This window comes from Agrobacterium sp. LR_9, from assembly GCF_041954855.1.
In the GTDB taxonomy this organism is placed as follows: domain Bacteria; phylum Pseudomonadota; class Alphaproteobacteria; order Rhizobiales; family Rhizobiaceae; genus Agrobacterium; species Agrobacterium leguminum.
The window spans coordinates 101,619-117,268 of the sequence record NZ_JAVAYA010000004.1 but is presented as its reverse complement, the minus strand read 5'-3'; the positions used below and the strand labels follow the sequence as shown (position 1 = coordinate 117,268).

Annotated in this window: 15 protein-coding genes; 8 read left to right on the top strand and 7 right to left on the bottom strand. The window is 61.4% G+C overall.

Annotated elements, in window-relative coordinates; translation table 11 throughout:
- Positions 1–79: 79 nt before the first annotated feature.
- Together RAC79_RS06930 and RAC79_RS06925 are read right to left on the bottom strand one after the other, a co-directional pair.
- Positions 80–1,882, bottom strand: a complete 1,803-nt coding sequence (locus RAC79_RS06930) for a GGDEF domain-containing protein (protein WP_065654280.1) — start codon at positions 1,880–1,882, stop codon at positions 80–82.
- Between the two features lie 166 nt (positions 1,883–2,048).
- Positions 2,049–2,279: a type II toxin-antitoxin system ParD family antitoxin gene (locus RAC79_RS06925; RefSeq protein WP_142843918.1), complete on the bottom strand. Its 231-nt coding sequence runs from the start codon at positions 2,277–2,279 to the stop codon at positions 2,049–2,051.
- Between the two features lie 368 nt (positions 2,280–2,647).
- Here RAC79_RS06925 and betI point away from each other — a divergent pair, with 368 nt between their 5' ends.
- The 3 genes from betI (at position 2,648) to betA (ending at position 6,643) form a co-directional block, all read left to right on the top strand.
- Positions 2,648–3,268, top strand: coding sequence for a transcriptional regulator BetI (gene betI, locus RAC79_RS06920; RefSeq protein WP_065654279.1), 621 nt, complete (start codon positions 2,648–2,650; stop codon positions 3,266–3,268).
- Positions 3,269–3,298: 30 nt separating this feature from the next.
- On the top strand, positions 3,299–4,762 hold the full coding sequence (gene betB / locus RAC79_RS06915) for a betaine-aldehyde dehydrogenase (RefSeq protein WP_161987741.1): 1,464 nt from the start codon (positions 3,299–3,301) through the stop codon (positions 4,760–4,762).
- Between the two features lie 231 nt (positions 4,763–4,993).
- Positions 4,994–6,643: a choline dehydrogenase gene (gene betA / locus RAC79_RS06910; RefSeq protein ID WP_174038891.1), complete on the top strand. Its 1,650-nt coding sequence runs from the start codon at positions 4,994–4,996 to the stop codon at positions 6,641–6,643.
- Positions 6,644–6,646: 3 nt separating this feature from the next.
- Here betA and RAC79_RS06905 read toward each other — a convergent pair whose 3' ends face one another.
- Both RAC79_RS06905 and RAC79_RS06900 read right to left on the bottom strand, forming a co-directional pair.
- Positions 6,647–6,946, bottom strand: a complete 300-nt coding sequence (locus RAC79_RS06905) for a type II toxin-antitoxin system RelE/ParE family toxin (RefSeq protein WP_125144693.1) — start codon at positions 6,944–6,946, stop codon at positions 6,647–6,649.
- Positions 6,943–7,215, bottom strand: a complete 273-nt coding sequence (locus tag RAC79_RS06900; RefSeq protein ID WP_065654276.1) for a YlcI/YnfO family protein — start codon at positions 7,213–7,215, stop codon at positions 6,943–6,945. Before RAC79_RS06900 ends, RAC79_RS06905 begins: the two co-directional genes overlap by 4 nt.
- Before the next feature lie 151 nt (positions 7,216–7,366).
- Between RAC79_RS06900 and RAC79_RS06895 the strand changes: the two genes are divergently transcribed.
- Positions 7,367–8,710 (top strand): chloride channel protein, encoded by a 1,344-nt coding sequence (locus tag RAC79_RS06895; RefSeq protein ID WP_162934038.1) that lies wholly within the window; start codon positions 7,367–7,369, stop codon positions 8,708–8,710.
- Between the two features lie 4 nt (positions 8,711–8,714).
- Here RAC79_RS06895 and RAC79_RS06890 read toward each other — a convergent pair whose 3' ends face one another.
- Positions 8,715–9,467: a DUF3750 domain-containing protein gene (locus RAC79_RS06890; RefSeq protein ID WP_174038892.1), complete on the bottom strand. Its 753-nt coding sequence runs from the start codon at positions 9,465–9,467 to the stop codon at positions 8,715–8,717.
- Between the two features lie 73 nt (positions 9,468–9,540).
- Between RAC79_RS06890 and RAC79_RS06885 the strand changes: the two genes are divergently transcribed.
- Entirely contained in the window at positions 9,541–10,539 is a 999-nt protein-coding gene (locus RAC79_RS06885) for an asparaginase (RefSeq protein WP_174038893.1), read from the top strand.
- Between the two features lie 134 nt (positions 10,540–10,673).
- Positions 10,674–11,294, top strand: coding sequence for a glutathione S-transferase family protein (locus tag RAC79_RS06880; protein WP_078051121.1), 621 nt, complete (start codon positions 10,674–10,676; stop codon positions 11,292–11,294).
- Between the two features lie 150 nt (positions 11,295–11,444).
- Here RAC79_RS06880 and RAC79_RS06875 read toward each other — a convergent pair whose 3' ends face one another.
- Together RAC79_RS06875 and RAC79_RS06870 are read right to left on the bottom strand one after the other, a co-directional pair.
- A complete protein-coding gene (locus RAC79_RS06875; RefSeq protein ID WP_065654273.1) occupies positions 11,445–12,104 on the bottom strand; it encodes a glutathione S-transferase family protein in 660 nt (219 codons plus the stop codon).
- An 82-nt stretch (positions 12,105–12,186) separates the two neighbouring features.
- Positions 12,187–12,702, bottom strand: coding sequence for a MarR family winged helix-turn-helix transcriptional regulator (locus RAC79_RS06870; protein WP_078051119.1), 516 nt, complete (start codon positions 12,700–12,702; stop codon positions 12,187–12,189).
- Between the two features lie 141 nt (positions 12,703–12,843).
- On the opposite strand from RAC79_RS06870, the gene RAC79_RS06865 reads away from it, so the two are divergent.
- Together RAC79_RS06865 and RAC79_RS06860 are read left to right on the top strand one after the other, a co-directional pair.
- Positions 12,844–14,373: an MDR family MFS transporter gene (locus RAC79_RS06865; RefSeq protein WP_174038894.1), complete on the top strand. Its 1,530-nt coding sequence runs from the start codon at positions 12,844–12,846 to the stop codon at positions 14,371–14,373.
- A 259-nt stretch (positions 14,374–14,632) separates the two neighbouring features.
- A complete protein-coding gene (locus RAC79_RS06860; protein WP_174038895.1) occupies positions 14,633–15,649 on the top strand; it encodes a ligase-associated DNA damage response exonuclease in 1,017 nt (338 codons plus the stop codon).
- Position 15,650 lies beyond the last annotated feature (1 nt).

Here is a 15,650-nt window from a genome sequence, read left to right as displayed (position 1 = left end):
CAACTCCTCACGTGTCGACGTCGCCTGAAGATGTAGGTCAGATGCGCCGCTTAGGGAAGGAGGCCGTTTGTCACGAGTGTCAATTTGTCTCGCCGAAGACCCGGACGACGAGACCGCCTTCGTTTTCCTTCGCAGCCGCCTTCACGCCAGCGATCTCGCTGCCGATCCGCTCGGGATTGGCGATGATCAGCCCTTTCGGCAAGGTCAGAACGCCGATGGAGCAGCGCAGCAGCGCGAAGTCCCGCTCATTGCCGTGGCGGTCCTGGCCCTTCATGCAGCCGGCGGCGCGGTCCTCGTCCGAATAGAGTTCGGCGACGTCGTCGTGAAAATCGCTGAGCAGCCGCTCGAGGATTTCCGTCAGCTCCTCCACCGTCCAGTCACGCACGCCGATGAAAAAATCGTCGCCGCCGATATGGCCGAGGAAACAATCGCCGGCAAAAAAGTAACGGCGCATCAGGGCCGAAAACAGCGTGATGGCGTGGTCGCCAGCGTTGAAGCCGTATTTGTCGTTGAAGGGTTTGAAATTATCGAAGTCGCAATAGCAGAAGAAGCGCGCCTCGTCGCCATCGCTGCAACGGTCGGCAATGAAACCGCCAATCGCGCGGTTGCCGGGCAGCGCCGTCAGCGGGTTCTGGTCCTGCGCCATCTTCAGCTGTTTTTCATTGATGACCTTGATGAGCGAAGCGGCGGAAACAATGCCGGCGTAACGCATGTTTTCGGTGAGGATGATGCAGGCGCTGCCGCCCATGCTGGCGAACATGTTCATCAATTGATCGGCATCCGCATCGAGACCGACAATCGGCGCGGGATCGACGAAATGGGAAATGGTGCGCTCGTAGATCTTGTTCTTGAGCAGGTCGCGGCCGAAGGGTCGGTAGATATATTCCTTGAGGTGATATTCGTTGATGACGCCGCGCGGTTCGCCATTGGCGTTGAGAACCGGGAAAAACGCCTGCTGCGGATTTCTGCGGAACAGTTCGAAGACGCTGTCGACGCTGTCATGCTCGAAGACGGTCGGAAGACGCTCGATTTCGCGGCGAATGAGAATCTCATCCAGCGTCTGGCTGCTGCGCCGCGCCACGCCCATGCGGTTGATGTGGGGAAAGCTCTCCGGCAGCTCGCTGGTGAAGACCGTGGGCCTCGCGATCAGCCAGCCCTGCACCAGATCAACGCCGAATTCGCGGCAGGTCAGAAACTCCGCTTCGGTTTCGATGCCTTCCGCAATGACCCGGACGCCGAGAACATGGGCGATGTTGACGATGTTGCGCACAAGGTGCTGCTTGCGCGGCAATTGGTCGACTCCGGTGATGAAATGCCGGTCGATCTTCAGGTAATCCAGCGGAAAATCGCACAGCAGCTTCATCTCGCCATGGCCGGCGCCGAAATCGTCGATGGCCAGCTTGAAGCCTTCCTTGCGCATGCGGGCAATCAGCGCCGTGAATTCCGGCACGCTGGTATTGTCGAAACGTTCGGAAAGCTCGAAGCAGATGGAGGAGGCGGGAATGCCCGCCCGCGCCAGATGGCCAACGAGCTTGTCGAGAATGGCGTCGCCATGCGGGATCAGCCGCACATCCAGATTGAGGAACAGGGTGGCGGAGGAGAAATCGGGCAGGGTGGAAAATTTCGCCAGCGCCCGGCTCGCCAGCATCTGCTCGAAGGCCTTCAACTCGCCATCGGCGGCAGCCTGGTCGAGAAGCGCCAGCGGATTGGAAAAACCGAGCCGGTCATGGCCGCGCATCAGCGATTCATAACCGAAAATCGTGCCTGTCGTCGCCTCGACAATCGGCTGAAACGCCGTTTCGAGCACCAGTTTCGCCATGGGAAACATGTGCCCGGAGGCAAAACGCCTTATGACATCGTTCTCCAGCGTGACGGCCTGCATATGTTTCTCCGCTCATGTTCTTACGCCCGGTTTTAAATCCTTGGGCGCCCATTATTTTTGGGCAAACAATTGCAGATCACAGGTCAACAAAAGCTTTCACCACTGTGAAGCTTTCGTGAACCTTTTATAACAACCCCTTGGATATTAAAGGTTGTTGCGCGGCGGTTCAGGCCCTTCGCGCATGTCCGGTGTGTGCGGCGTAAAGGTCCGCAACGTTGAGCCGCTCCCGGTCCGCATCCGCCGCTGGTCTTGAAGCCGATCCGTGCGCGGTGGAGGCCGCCCACAGGCGCAGGGCCTCACGAACGACCTCACTGCCGGAAGCATAGGCTCCGCAATTCACGGCCTCACGCATCCTTGCTGCCTGTTCCGGGGAAATCGATACTGTTACCATTGGCATGATATCACTCCCTTCTTTAAACGCTGCGATCGGTCCTTCGATGTCCGGTTTACGGATCGGGCGCCGTCGTGGTCTAGGCGGGCGTTTTTATCGTCTTTCGTCTGGCGCCGCTTCCAGCGAAATTTGTATCATCAGCGATATTAGCACGAAACGCATTCCATTCCCAATTCGCAGTATATCACGGTTTAGTTTTTCCCCCGTGAACCGGGCGGCTGCATGGGGCTCGCCGCGCTGGCCGATGCCTGCGAAACTATCACTGTCCGCCGGCGGAAAATATGATCCATCGCAAATCAGCGACATAAAATGGCGCGTTTTTTATTGATTGATCGATCAATCAAGAATATTTTGCCGCCATCAAGGAGACGCCTATGCCCAAGATCGGAATGGAGCCTCTGCGCCGGAAGGCGCTGGTGGATGCGGCGCTTCGCACCATAGGCCACCATGGTTCGCTGAATGTGACGATGTCGGATATCGCCCGGGAAGCGGGCGTGTCGGCGGCGCTCGCGCACCATTATTTCGGCAGCAAGCAGCAGCTTCTGCTGGAAACCATTCGCAGCCTGCTGCGCGATCTCAGGCGTGATGCGGTGGCGGCTTTGACCCGCGCTTCCGGCCCGCGTGAAAGGTTGAGCGCCATCGTGCATGTCTCCTTCCAGAGCGACCAGTTCACGCCCGAAACGGTGGCGGCGTGGCTTGCCTTTTATGTCGAGGCGCAGCGCTCGGAAGAAACCCGCCGCCTGCTCGTGCTCTATTCGCGCCGTCTGCGCTCCAACCTCATGGCAAGCCTCAACCGGCTTTGCCCGCCAGACGATGCCGCGCGCATCGCGGAAGGCGCGGCCGCCTTGATCGACGGGCTTTATATTCGCCACAGCCTGCGCTCGGCGCCGCTCGGCCTTGCCTCCGCACCGGCGCTTGTCGAGGATTATTTCGACATGCAGCTCAAATCATTTCCCGATGGACAGCGCCCAAAGCCGTCCATCCGCGTTCTTTAAGGAGACTTCGACATGACCATCGCGACACCGCTGAAGGCGCAGCCGAAAGCCTCGCATTTCATTGACGGGGACTATGTCGAAGACACGACCGGCACGCCGTTCGAGAGCATCTTCCCGGCCACCGGCGAGGTGATCGCGCGGCTGCATGCGGCAACGCCTGCCATCGTCGAGCGCGCCATCGTCTCGGCCAAACGTGCGCAGAAGGAATGGGCGGCGATGAGCCCGATGGCGCGCGGCCGCATCCTCAAACGCGCCGCCGATATCATGCGCGAGCGCAACGATGCGTTGTCCACGCTGGAGACGCTGGATACCGGCAAGCCCATTCAGGAAACCATCGTCGCCGACCCGACCTCCGGCGCGGATGCCTTCGAATTTTTCGGCGGCATCGCCCCTTCCGCGCTGAACGGCGATTACATCCCCCTCGGCGGCGATTTTGCCTATACCAAGCGCGTGCCGCTCGGCGTCTGCGTCGGCATCGGCGCGTGGAACTATCCGCAGCAGATCGCCTGCTGGAAGGCCGCGCCCGCGCTGGTCGCCGGCAATGCCATGGTCTTCAAGCCTTCGGAAAACACCCCGCTCGGCGCCTTGAAGATCGCCGAAATCCTCATCGAAGCCGGCCTGCCAAAGGGCCTGTTCAACGTCATTCAGGGCGATCGCGATACCGGCCCGCTGCTCGTCAACCACCCGGATGTGGCCAAGGTCTCGCTTACCGGCTCAGTCCCGACCGGCCGCAAGGTAGCCGCCGCCGCTGCCGGGCATCTGAAGCATGTGACGATGGAACTCGGCGGCAAGTCGCCGCTGATCGTCTTCGACGACGCCGATATCGAAAGCGCTGTCGGCGGGGCCATGCTCGGCAACTTCTATTCCTCCGGCCAGGTCTGCTCCAACGGCACCCGCGTTTTCGTGCAGAAAAAGGCGAAGGAGCGTTTCCTCGACAATCTGAAGCGCCGCACAGAGGCGATGATCCTCGGCGATCCGCTGGACTACGCCACCCATCTCGGCCCGCTGGTCTCCAAGGCCCAGCAGGAGAAGGTCCTTTCCTATATCGAAAAGGGCAAGGCGGAGGGCGCGACGCTCATCACCGGCGGCGGCATTCCCAACAACGTCTCGGGCGAGGGCGCTTATGTGCAGCCGACCGTCTTCGCCGATGTGACCGACGACATGACCATCGCCCGCGAGGAAATCTTCGGGCCCGTCATGTGCGTGCTGGATTTCGACGATGAAGACGAGGTTCTTACCCGCGCCAACGCCACCGAATTCGGCCTCGCCGGCGGCGTCTTCACCGCCGATCTCGCCCGCGCCCATCGCGTGGTCGACCAGCTGGAGGCGGGCACGCTGTGGATCAATACGTATAATCTCTGCCCGGTGGAAATCCCCTTCGGCGGCTCCAAGCAATCTGGCTTCGGGCGAGAGAATTCGGCCGCCGCGCTGGAGCATTATAGTGAGTTGAAGACGGTTTATGTGAGCACGGGGAAGGTGGAAGCGCCTTATTGATGGGGCGGTGCGTGGGGCTTACCCCCCTCTGTCCTGCCGGACATCTCCCCCTCAAGGGGGGAGATCGATATGCGGCGAGGTCGCGCGCATCTCAACGTCAGCGAATGAAGCGGCGGTAGCGCCGCTTGCCGATCTCCCCCCTTGAGGGGGAGATGCCCGGCAGGGCAGAGGGGGGTGAAACCCCAGCCGCATACGGTCATCGGAACCAACGCTCATCGGAGAGAGCAGATCATGCAAGCAGATTACGTCATCGTCGGTTCGGGTTCCGCAGGCTCCGCCATCGCCTATCGCCTGTCGGAAGACGGCCGCTATTCGGTGATCGTCATCGAGGCCGGCGGTTCGGATTTCGGCCCCTTCATCCAGATGCCGGCCGCACTCGCATGGCCGATGAGCATGAAGCGCTATAATTGGGGCTATCTCTCCGAGCCCGAGCCGAACCTCGACAATCGCCGCATCACGGCCCCGCGCGGCAAGGTTATCGGCGGTTCGTCCTCCATCAACGGCCTCGTTTACGTGCGCGGCCATGCCGAGGATTTCAACCGCTGGGAAGAGCTTGGCGCGCATGGCTGGGCCTATGCGGATGTGCTGCCTTACTTCAAGCGCATGGAACACAGCCATGGCGGCGAAGAAGGCTGGCGCGGCACGGACGGGCCGCTGCATGTGCAGCGCGGCCCGGTCAACAATCCGCTGTTCCACGCCTTCATTCAGGCGGGCGCTGAGGCCGGTTTCGAACTGACCGACGACTATAACGGCTCCAAGCAGGAGGGGTTCGGCCTGATGGAGCAGACCATCCACAATGGCCGTCGCTGGTCCGCCGCGAATGCCTATCTCAAACCGGCGCTGAAGCGCGGCAATGTCACGCTGGTCAACGGTTTCGCCCGCAAGATCGTCATCGAGAACGGCCGCGCGGTTGGCGTCGAGATCGAGCGCAAGGGCGTGGTGGAAACCATCGCGGCCAATCGAGAGGTCATCGTTTCCGCCTCCTCCTTCAATTCGCCGAAACTGCTGATGCTCTCAGGCATCGGCCCCGCCGCGCACCTGAAAGACATGGGCATTGAGGTGAAGGCGGATCGCCCGGGCGTGGGCGAGAACCTTCAGGACCATATGGAGTTTTATTTCCAGCAGGTCTCCACCAAGCCGGTCTCGCTTTATTCCTGGCTGCCATGGTTCTGGCAGGGCGTGGCGGGTGCGCAATGGCTGCTGTCGAAAGGCGGGCTTGGCGCTTCCAACCAGTTCGAGGCCTGTGCTTTCCTGCGCTCAGCAGCCGGTCTGAAGCAGCCTGACATCCAGTATCATTTCCTGCCCGTTGCCATTTCCTATGATGGCAAAGCGGCGGCGAAAAGCCATGGTTTTCAGGTGCATGTAGGTTACAACCTGTCGAAATCGCGCGGGAATGTTACCTTGCGTTCCGCAGACCCACATGACGACCCGGTCATCCGCTTCAACTATATGAGCCACCCGGAAGACTGGGAAAAATTCCGCCATTGCGTGCGCCTGACGCGCGATATCTTCAGCCAGAAAGCCTTTGACGATTTTCGCGGACCGGAAATCCAGCCCGGCGAAAATGTGGAGACGGATGAGGAGATCGACGCCTTTTTGCGCGAGCATCTGGAAAGCGCCTATCACCCCTGCGGCACCTGCCGCATGGGCGACAGGGACGACCCGATGGCCGTCGTCGATCCCGAATGCCGGGTGATTGGCGTTGAGGGCTTGAGAGTGGCGGACAGCTCGATCTTCCCGCATGTGACCTATGGCAACCTCAACGGCCCGTCGATCATGACCGGCGAAAAGGCGGCGGATCATATTCTCGGCAAGACCCCGCTGCCGCGCTCCAATCAGGAACCGTGGGTAAACCCGCGCGCGGCCGTGAGCGACCGGTAAGGATCAATGGTAATCGTCCTCGCGCTGGTGGCGGACGGCGGCAATGGTGACGGTTTTCGGGCCATCAATGCGGAACAGCACGATATAGCCTGATGAACCGAACGGTATGAGGAGTTCGCGTATCAGGCTGTTTTCCGGGGATGCCTTGCGGCAGCTGAAAGGAAAATCGCCGAGAATCTCCAGTCCTGCTCTTATGGCGCGGATCGCTTTCTCAGCCACGTCGATGTCGTAGGCGATCAGAAAATCATAGATGCGATCAAAATCAGCCAAGGCTTCTTCGGTATAGCGAAGCTCATACGTCATTTCCGCTTCGCGGCTTTCGCAGCATCAAGTTTCTTTTGCATCATCGAAAGAACATCGTCGGTGCTATAATAAACGCCGGTGCGCTCCGCTTCTTCGAGTGACGCCAGCCCGCGCGCAATGAATTCCGCCTGGGATTTACGGATTTCCACCTGCCTGCGCACGGACTCTTCAACGAAGGAAGAAAGCGTCTCGCCTTCCTTCAGCACGCTTTCAGCAGCCTCGCGAAAATCCGCCGTCACCCGCAGCGAAGGGATCGTTGCCGTTTTCATGTCTACGTCTCCGTGCGTTGCAATTGCGATGCAAAGAATGCGCCGATAGGGGCGACCTGTCAAATGCAAAACCTTGCAATCGAGCCCAGGGAGGCAGATAAACGGGCATACCGCCCGAGAAACAATACCAAAATCACCGATCTGGACCGCCATGCCCGTCGACTACAAAAAGCTGAAGATGCTCCGCCGTTCCCGTGTTGTGTGGGGTTCGTGGCGGGTGTGGAGGCCGAGGGCGGTTTTCTGGATTGGCGCGATTGCCGTTGGCCTTATCAGCGTCGGGTTTGCGTGGGCGGCGGATCGGGCCCAGCACCTTTTCTTTGCGGCGACATCATCGGGCGAATGGGCGTTTCTGCTGCCGCTCATCATCACGCCGCTCGGCTTCACGCTCTGCGCCTGGCTCGCGATCACGGTTTTCCCCAATGCCGGCGGCAGCGGCATCCCGCAGGCCATCGCCGCGCGGCACCTGCGGGAAGATGCGGACCGTTCGCGACTTCTGTCGCTGAAGCTCGCTTTCGGCAAGGTGGTGTTGACCGTTGCTGGCCTGCTCTCCGGTGCCTCCATCGGCCGTGAGGGCCCGACCGTTCAGGTTGGCGCCTCGATCATGCTGCAGGCCGCCCGCTGGGGCGGCATGGCGCAGGCGAAGGGTCTCATTCTCGCTGGCTCGGCGGCGGGCATTGCGGCGGCCTTCAACACGCCGCTCGCTGGCATCGTCTTCGCCATCGAGGAAATGAGCAAGACCTATGAATCCCGCGCCAATGGCCTCGTCCTCACCGCCGTCATCCTGTCGGGCCTCGCTTCGCTGGCGCTGGTCGGCAGCTATACCTATTTCGGCACCAGTTCGGTGATGGCGAAAACGACCATGGACTGGCTGCTGGTTCTGGTCTGCGGCATTGGCGGCGGCGCGTTCGGCGCGCTGTTCAGCGCCGGTGCCCTGAGGCTCTCGGCACGTATCCGCCGTTTTGCCCAGACCATGCCGCTGAAGCGGATGCTGGCGGTCGCCGCCGCCTGCGGCCTTGCCTCCGCCGTCCTCGGCATCGCAACGGGCGGCGCGACCTTCGGCACCGGTTACGAACAGGCACGCGCGGCAATCGAGGGCGAGGCCGCGCCGGCATTCTTCTTCATCGAAAAACTGGCGGCGACGTTCCTCGCCATGATGTCGGGCATTCCGGGCGGCATTTTCGCGCCGTCGCTGTCAGTAGGCGCGGGCTTTGGCAGCACCATGGCCACCCTGCTCGGCACCAGCATCGGCCTTGGCGCCATTGTCGGCATGGCGGGTTATTTTGCAGGCGTGGTGCAGGCGCCGATGACGGCCTTTGTCATCATCCTTGAAATGACCGGCAATCATGAAGGCGTCATGCCCATCATGGCCGCATCGATGCTCGGATATCTGACGTCGCGGCTTTTCTCCCGCGAGCCGCTTTATCATGGCCTGTCGCGGGTCTTCATCGCCCAGAGCATCCGCGCCAGACGCGCCGCTCAGGCCACTGAAACGTGATGGCTCAAGCCCTGATGCCCGCCACCCCGAAATAACCGAGCCCCGGTATCTTCACGCCGGGCCGGCTGAAATCGATGCCGGCGACAAGACCGAGAAAATTGATCTCGAAACCGCTGCGCGCACCGGCCGAAATGCCGAACAGGCCGCCGAGCGAAACGCTCGCATCCTTCCAGTCATCGGCGATGTGGTAAAACGCGCCCTCCGGCAGATAATCGCGGCCGACGGCATCCGGCGGCAGCACGACGCCGAGTTCCGGAACGCTGCGCAGTACATGGGCGACGAAGGTGTTGGAGTTGGGGCCGGGATAGATGCGATATCCACCCCGCTTGCCATAGGGATAGTCAGCAATCGCCTTTTCTATCTTGGGGATCAGCTTTTCCGCTTCTGCACCGTGAATGGCCACCACCTGGCGCGGCATGTTGGAATACCAGTAGGCATCCGCCGCATAACCATTGTGGCGGATCGGCGTGCCCCAGCCCACCTTGTCGTAACGGTCATAGCTCGTAGCGCCCGGCTTTTTCAGAACGATCCAGGCGTGGCTGGCGACGGAGCCCTTGAAGCCGCCGGTCATGGCGGAAAAGACATAGACGGCGGCTTCTCCATCGCTCGACGCCGCCGGTAGCATGCCGGAGGATGACCATCTTGCGGCGTTCCAGCCGCGCGGATGGTCCCGCATGGCCCACAGCCCGGCCGATGCCAGTGCGGGAAGCAGATAGATAACGGCAATCGCCAGCAGCAGACGTTTTGCAAATTTCACTGATAGCCCCGTGCATCGAAAAATCAATTGCGGTATCAACCACATGAAATCAGAATTTTTTGAGGCTGCGAAAATGAACAATTCCGTTACCGTCGAAGTCACCCGCGGCAACCTCGTGGAAAGCCGCCATCATGGCCTTGCCGTGGTGGTGGATGGCGATGGCGGCGTGCTGTTTTCGGCGGGCGATATCGAGCGCGGCATTTTCCCGCGTTCCGCCTGCAAGGCCATGCAGGCGCTGCCGCTGGTGGAAAGCGGCGCTGCGGATGCGTACGGCTTCGGCAACCGCGAACTGGCGCTTGCCTGTTCCTCCCATTCCGGCGAGGACGCGCATGTGGAGCTCGCCGCTTCGATGCTGGCGAAGGCGGGCAGGGATGCCGATACGCTGGAATGCGGCGCGCACTGGTCTTCCGACCAGAAAACCATCATCCATCAGGCCCGCACGCTGGAAAAGCCGACGGCGCTTCACAATAATTGCTCCGGCAAACATTCCGGTTTCATCTGCGCCTGCTGCCACACCGGCACTGATCCTGAGGGCTATGTCGGTTACGATCACCCGCTGCAGCAGGAAATCCGCGCCACGATGGCAAGCCTGACGGGTGCTGCTCTCGGTCAGGACAATTGCGGCGTGGATGGCTGCTCCATCCCCACCTATGCGGTTCCGCTCAAAGGGCTGGCGCACGGTTTCGCAAAGATGGCGACGGGCAGAGGGCTGGAAGCGGGCCGTGCGAAAGCCTCGCGCCGTCTCGTCGAGGCCTGCATGGCAGAGCCCTTTTACGTGGCGGGCACCGGCCGCGCCTGCACGAAACTGATGCAGATCGCGCCGGGAAAAATCTTCGCAAAGACCGGCGCTGAAGGCGTCTTCGTCGCCGCCCTGCCGGAAAAGGGCATTGCCATGGCGGTGAAATGCGAAGACGGCACGACGCGGGCGGCGGAAGCCATGGTCTCGGCACTGCTGGCCCGCTATTTCGATGAAGGCAGCGCCGAGCAACAGGCTTTGAGCGGCATGGCGAACCGGCAGATGCGCAACTGGAACGGCATCCATGTCGGCGATGTCAGAGTCGTCGGGCTTTAAATAACCTTTGACGCGGCCGGTTGCGGGCACGATGATGACGTGCCCTGCGTGTGACGGTCATCCCATGGCCGCCGAGGGGCGGCGTCCGCATGAGGAAGAAACGGACGCTTCATTGCTTTGGAGGTCGCATATCCATGTTCACACTGTTCTTCTCCCCCGGTTCCTGCTCCCGCGCCAGCCATATCGTGCTTGAGGAATCCGGCCTGCCTTACAAGGCCCACCGCGTCAATTTCGCGGAGGGCGAGCAACGCTCCGAGGCATTTTTAAAGATCAATCCGAAGGGCCGCGTGCCCGCACTGGCCACGGCAAGCGGCGTGCTGACGGAGACGCCCGCCATCCTCGCCTTCATCGCCCAGATGGCGCCGGAAAAGAAGCTCGCGCCGCTCGACGATCCGTTCGAATTCGCGCTGATGCAGTCCTTCAACGCCTTCATTTCTTCCACCGTGCATGTTGCCCATGCGCATGGCCGGCGCGGCAGCCGCTGGGCGAATGAGGATAGTTCGCTGGCCGATATGAAGGCGAAAGTGCCGCAGACCATGGGCGAGTGCTTCGAACTGATCGAGCACGGCATGCTGCACGGCCCATGGGTTTTGGGCACGGCCTATTCGGTTGCCGATCCCTATCTTTTCGTCATGTCCGGCTGGCTGGAAAGCGATGGCGTGGATATTGCCCGCTTCCCGAAGGTACACGACCACTTCCGCCGCATGAACGACCGCCCGGCGGTGCAGCGGGCGCTGGCGGGCGAGAGGGGCTGAGGGGCTCAGTATTTCCGTCATTCCGGCCCTGAGCCGGAATCCAGCCGACGCGCGTCTGCGCGGCGAGAAGAGTCCTTTCAGCCCAAGGACTTGGGCTGGCTGGATGCCGGATCAGGTCCGGCATGACGGGGGGAAAAGCGGCTCTCCCGCTCAGGCCGCCTCCGCCGCACGCGTATCCCACATGGTCTTGAACGCTGTGCGGGCCTGGCAACGATCCAGCCAGGCTTTCAGCGCCGGATGGGCATCGAACAGCGGCTTGTGGCCCTGCGCGTAACGAACGATTTCCGCCGCGTTGAGATCGGCGACGGTGAAACGGTCGCCCACCAGATAATCATGGCTGGAAAGATGCTGCTCCAGCACCCGGAAGGGGCGCTTCAGCAGCCGGGCGGCGACGTCGATCACGGCCTTGCCGCTATCGCTTTCCGAAAGGCCTTCGGCGATGGCGGAGGAAATCTTCAGCGAATTGGTTTCGACTTCGGTGGCGGCAAAGAAGGACCATTGCAGCATCGCCGCATCTTCCTTCAGGTCGATGGGGGCGAGCGGTCCGCCATATTTGCGGGCAAGGTAGAGATTGATGGCCATGGATTCGTAGAGCACCATGCCGTCATCCTCGATGCAGGGAATGGTGCCCATCGGGTTGACGGCGAGAAATGCGGGAGACAGCGTGTTGAGCGGCGCATCCGCAGCCAGCGGATCGGCAAGGCGGCGGGCCTGTATCACGGGCACATGCTTGAATTCTATGCCCAGTTCAACCGCAAGCCACAACGTGCGCGTGGCACGGGAACGGTAGACACCGTAGATCGTCAACATCGAAATTACCCCTTGACCAGTTCGATGCGCGGCACGTTACGGTTTCGTCGTTTTAAAGTGAAGTTGCAGATCGCCGGGGCAGCTATGATTTTTTCTGATCCGTGAAGAAGTCCGTATCCGGCGACAGACGATTTTCGAAACGGTCGATAAAGCGTTCGAACAGGCGGGCGAATGTTTCCACATCCTCCGCCGGCCAGCCATCCATCACGTCCTCGATGACGCTCATCTTGGTCCGGCGCATTTCCTGCAAAAGACTGGTGCCGAGCGGCGTGATCTCGACAATGCTGCGGCGGCCGTCCTTCTGGGAAACGCCGCGTTTCAGCAGGCCGCGCCCCACCATATCCGCCACCACCCGGCTGCCGCGCGAGGGGTCGATGCGCATGCCCTCGGCAATCGCACCCACGGTCACATCGCCTTCCGCCCGGCGCAGAATATCGAGAACGTCGATATGGGAAAGTTCGAGACCCGGAGCGAGCTTGGCAAGCGCCATGCGGCCGATGATGCGGCGGCCGATCATGATGCGCATGCGCGTCATCGTATTGCCGATCCGCTTGATGTCCTCGGGCAGATCCTCGTTCCAGTTTTCCTCAGTCGCCACGCTTCATCGTCCCTTTCGATGCTGTTTTCCGATCACATTTAGCGGCATTAGCACAGATGTCAAAAACTTGCCATTGACATATATATGCTGATAGCACACAAATTGGCGCAGCAAAACCGCCGGAAGCCAACGAGATTTTTCATGGATATGTCCACCGCCCCCGTGGCGCCGCTTGTGTCGGATCATCGGCGCAGGCTCATCGTCTTTCTGTTCCTGATGCTGGCCATGTTCATGGCGACCCTCGATAACCAGATCGTATCGACAGCATTGCCCACCATCGTCGGTGAGTTCGGCGCGCTGGAGCGTTTCGGCTGGATCGGTTCGGCCTATCTTCTGGCGACGAGCGCTGTCATGCCGGTTTATGGCAAGCTCGGCGATCTGTTCGGCCGCAAATATGTGATGATCGCGGCGGTCGTCATCTTCACGCTCGGCTCGCTCGCCTGCGGGCTGGCATGGTCGATGGACAGCCTGATTGCCGCCCGCGTGTTGCAGGGGCTTGGCGGCGGCGGCATCATGGTCTCGATCTTTTCCGTCAATGCGGATCTGTTCGAACCGCGCGAACGCGCCCGTTACCAGAGTTATTCCAGCCTCACCATCATGGCGTCAGGCAGTGTCGGCCCGATCCTCGGCGGCACGATGAGTGATCTCTTCGGCTGGCGGTCGATCTTCCTCATCAACCTGCCGCTTGGCATTATCGTGATTGCAGGGCTGGCGCTGATGCTGCCCTATCGCCGTCCGGCCCGCCAGCCGAAGATCGATTATCTCGGCGCGGTGCTCTTGGCGGCCACCATTGCCAGCGTGGTCTTCTGGGCCGACAGCAGCGAATTGTTCGGCTCGCTGATTGCAGGCCCCAGCCTCGGCATCATTGCTTTCGCCGTCATCGCCGCCTTTCTCTGCGTGCAGGTGGAGCGCCGCGCGCCGGAACCCGTGGTGCCGCTCCGTCTCTTCAAGGACAGCACCTTTCCGCTGTTGATGATCGTGTCGCTGACCAGCGGCGGCATCGGTATCGGCATGGTCAATTATTATGCCCTGTTTCTACAGACCACGACCGGGCTTTCGCCCTCCCATGCCGGCCTGTTCTTCATCGCCGTCACCGGCGGCATCGTCATGGGCTCGCTTTCGGCGGGACGGCTGATTTCGATCACCGGCGTCTACAAGCCCTTCTCGGTGGCGGGTCTCTCCATCAACGTCATCGCCATGCTACTCTTCACGCAGATGCATGCAGGAACGCCGCTTTGGGTGATTGCGGTCCTCATGTTGGCACAAGGCTTTGCGGTCGGCCTCGGCCAGCAGGCGCCGATCATCGGCGTGCAGAATTCCGCGCCCAAGGCGGATATCGGTGCGGCGAGCGGCGCGGTGACCCTGACCCGCATGGGTGGCGCTGCCATTGCCATCTCGGTCTATGGCGCCATCGTGTCATCGAGCCTGAAGGGCGTGGCGGTCGATATTCCCGGCGTCGGCAAGATCGAGGAACTGACGCCGAAAATGCTCTCCGAACTCCCGGCGGCCTCGCAGGCCGCCGTCGCCTCGCTCTATTCGGATGCGTTTACGCCGCTCTTCTTCGCGGCCGCCGCAACCGCCGCCATCGGCCTTGCGGCGGCGCTGATGCTGAAACCGGTGCGACTGCCCGCGGCGGTGCAGGCGAAGCCGGCCGAAGGGGCGGGGGAGTAGGCAGGTAGGCAGTTGTGAATGCTGGTTTTGTGCTGAAACCTCTCCTCCGTCATACCGGCCTTGCGCCGGTATCCAGTCAGCCCAAGTCCTTGGGCTGAGAGAGCTCTTCCCGCCGCGCAGACGCGCGACTGCTAGATTCCGGCTCAAGGCCGGAATGACGGGAGATGCTTACAAAACAAAAACACCCCCACGGGAAATTTAACGCCCGTTCCGCGTTATGCTCGCAGCACTTTACATTCGCGCGGGCGGCCCTATCTCAATGAATATGAAGCCGGAACAGCTCCTGAATTCCACGCCCAAGGGCCTCTATTGTCCGGCGGGCGATTTTTATATCGATCCCGTGCGCCCGGTGGCGCGGGCGCTCATCACCCATGGCCATTCCGATCACGCCCGCGCCGGCCATGGCGCGGTACTGGCCACGCGCCAGACGCTGGATATCATGCGTATCCGTTACGGTGAGGATTTCTGCGGCAGCGAGCAGGCGGTGGCATTCGGCGAGACGGTGGAGGTGAACGGCGTCACCGCCGGTTTCCATCCCGCCGGCCATGTGCTGGGTTCGGCGCAAATCTCGGTGGAAATGAACGGCCTGCGCATCGTCGCATCGGGCGATTACAAGCGCGGCGTCGATCCCACCTGCGCACCCTTCGAGATCGTTCCCTGCGATGTCTTCATCACCGAGGCCACCTTCGGCCTGCCGGTGTTTCACCATCCGCTGCCGCGCGTGGAAATCGGCAAGCTGCTCACCTCCATCAAACAGTTTCCCGAGCGGACGCACCTTGTCGGCGCCTATTCGCTGGGCAAGGCGCAGCGCGTCATCCGGCTTTTGCGGGACAACGGTTATTCCGATCCCATTTATATTCACGGCGCGCTGGCGCGGCTTTGCGATTATTACGTCTCGCAGGGCATCGATCTCGGCGATCTGCGCCCGGCAACACTCGAAAAAAGCGATCCTTCCGCCTTCAAGGGCGCCATCGTCGTCGGCCCGCCCTCGGCTTTTCAGGAACGCTGGGCGCGGCGCTTCAACGAACCGCTCATCGCTTTCGCCTCCGGCTGGATGATGGTGCGGCAGCGCGCCAAACAAGGCGGTGTGGAGCTGCCGCTGGTGATATCAGACCATTGCGACTGGCCGGAGCTTCTGGAGACGATCAAGGAAATCGGCCCCCAGGCCGTCTGGGTCACCCATGGCCGTGAGGAGGCGTTGGTGCGCTGGTGTGAGTTACAGGGCATTGCCGCCAAGCCGCTGCATCTTGTCGGTTACGAGGATGAGGGGGATTGAG

Excerpts from the sequence above, each read along its gene's own strand:
- betI (WP_065654279.1), top strand. The coding sequence starts at position 2,648 with ATGCCCAAGATCGGAATGGAGCCTCTGCGCCGGAAGGCGCTGGTGGAT.
- RAC79_RS06875 (WP_065654273.1), bottom strand. The coding sequence starts at position 12,104 with ATGTTGACGATCTACGGTGTCTACCGTTCCCGTGCCACGCGCACGTTG.
- RAC79_RS06905 (WP_125144693.1), bottom strand. The coding sequence starts at position 6,946 with ATGACGTATGAGCTTCGCTATACCGAAGAAGCCTTGGCTGATTTTGAT.
- RAC79_RS06900 (WP_065654276.1), bottom strand. The coding sequence starts at position 7,215 with ATGAAAACGGCAACGATCCCTTCGCTGCGGGTGACGGCGGATTTTCGC.
- RAC79_RS06880 (WP_078051121.1), top strand. The coding sequence starts at position 10,674 with ATGTTCACACTGTTCTTCTCCCCCGGTTCCTGCTCCCGCGCCAGCCAT.
- RAC79_RS06895 (WP_162934038.1), top strand. The coding sequence starts at position 7,367 with ATGCCCGTCGACTACAAAAAGCTGAAGATGCTCCGCCGTTCCCGTGTT.
- RAC79_RS06860 (WP_174038895.1), top strand. The coding sequence starts at position 14,633 with ATGAATATGAAGCCGGAACAGCTCCTGAATTCCACGCCCAAGGGCCTC.
- RAC79_RS06930 (WP_065654280.1), bottom strand. The coding sequence starts at position 1,882 with ATGCAGGCCGTCACGCTGGAGAACGATGTCATAAGGCGTTTTGCCTCC.
- RAC79_RS06925 (WP_142843918.1), bottom strand. The coding sequence starts at position 2,279 with ATGCCAATGGTAACAGTATCGATTTCCCCGGAACAGGCAGCAAGGATG.
- RAC79_RS06885 (WP_174038893.1), top strand. The coding sequence starts at position 9,541 with ATGAACAATTCCGTTACCGTCGAAGTCACCCGCGGCAACCTCGTGGAA.
- RAC79_RS06865 (WP_174038894.1), top strand. The coding sequence starts at position 12,844 with ATGGATATGTCCACCGCCCCCGTGGCGCCGCTTGTGTCGGATCATCGG.
- betA (WP_174038891.1), top strand. The coding sequence starts at position 4,994 with ATGCAAGCAGATTACGTCATCGTCGGTTCGGGTTCCGCAGGCTCCGCC.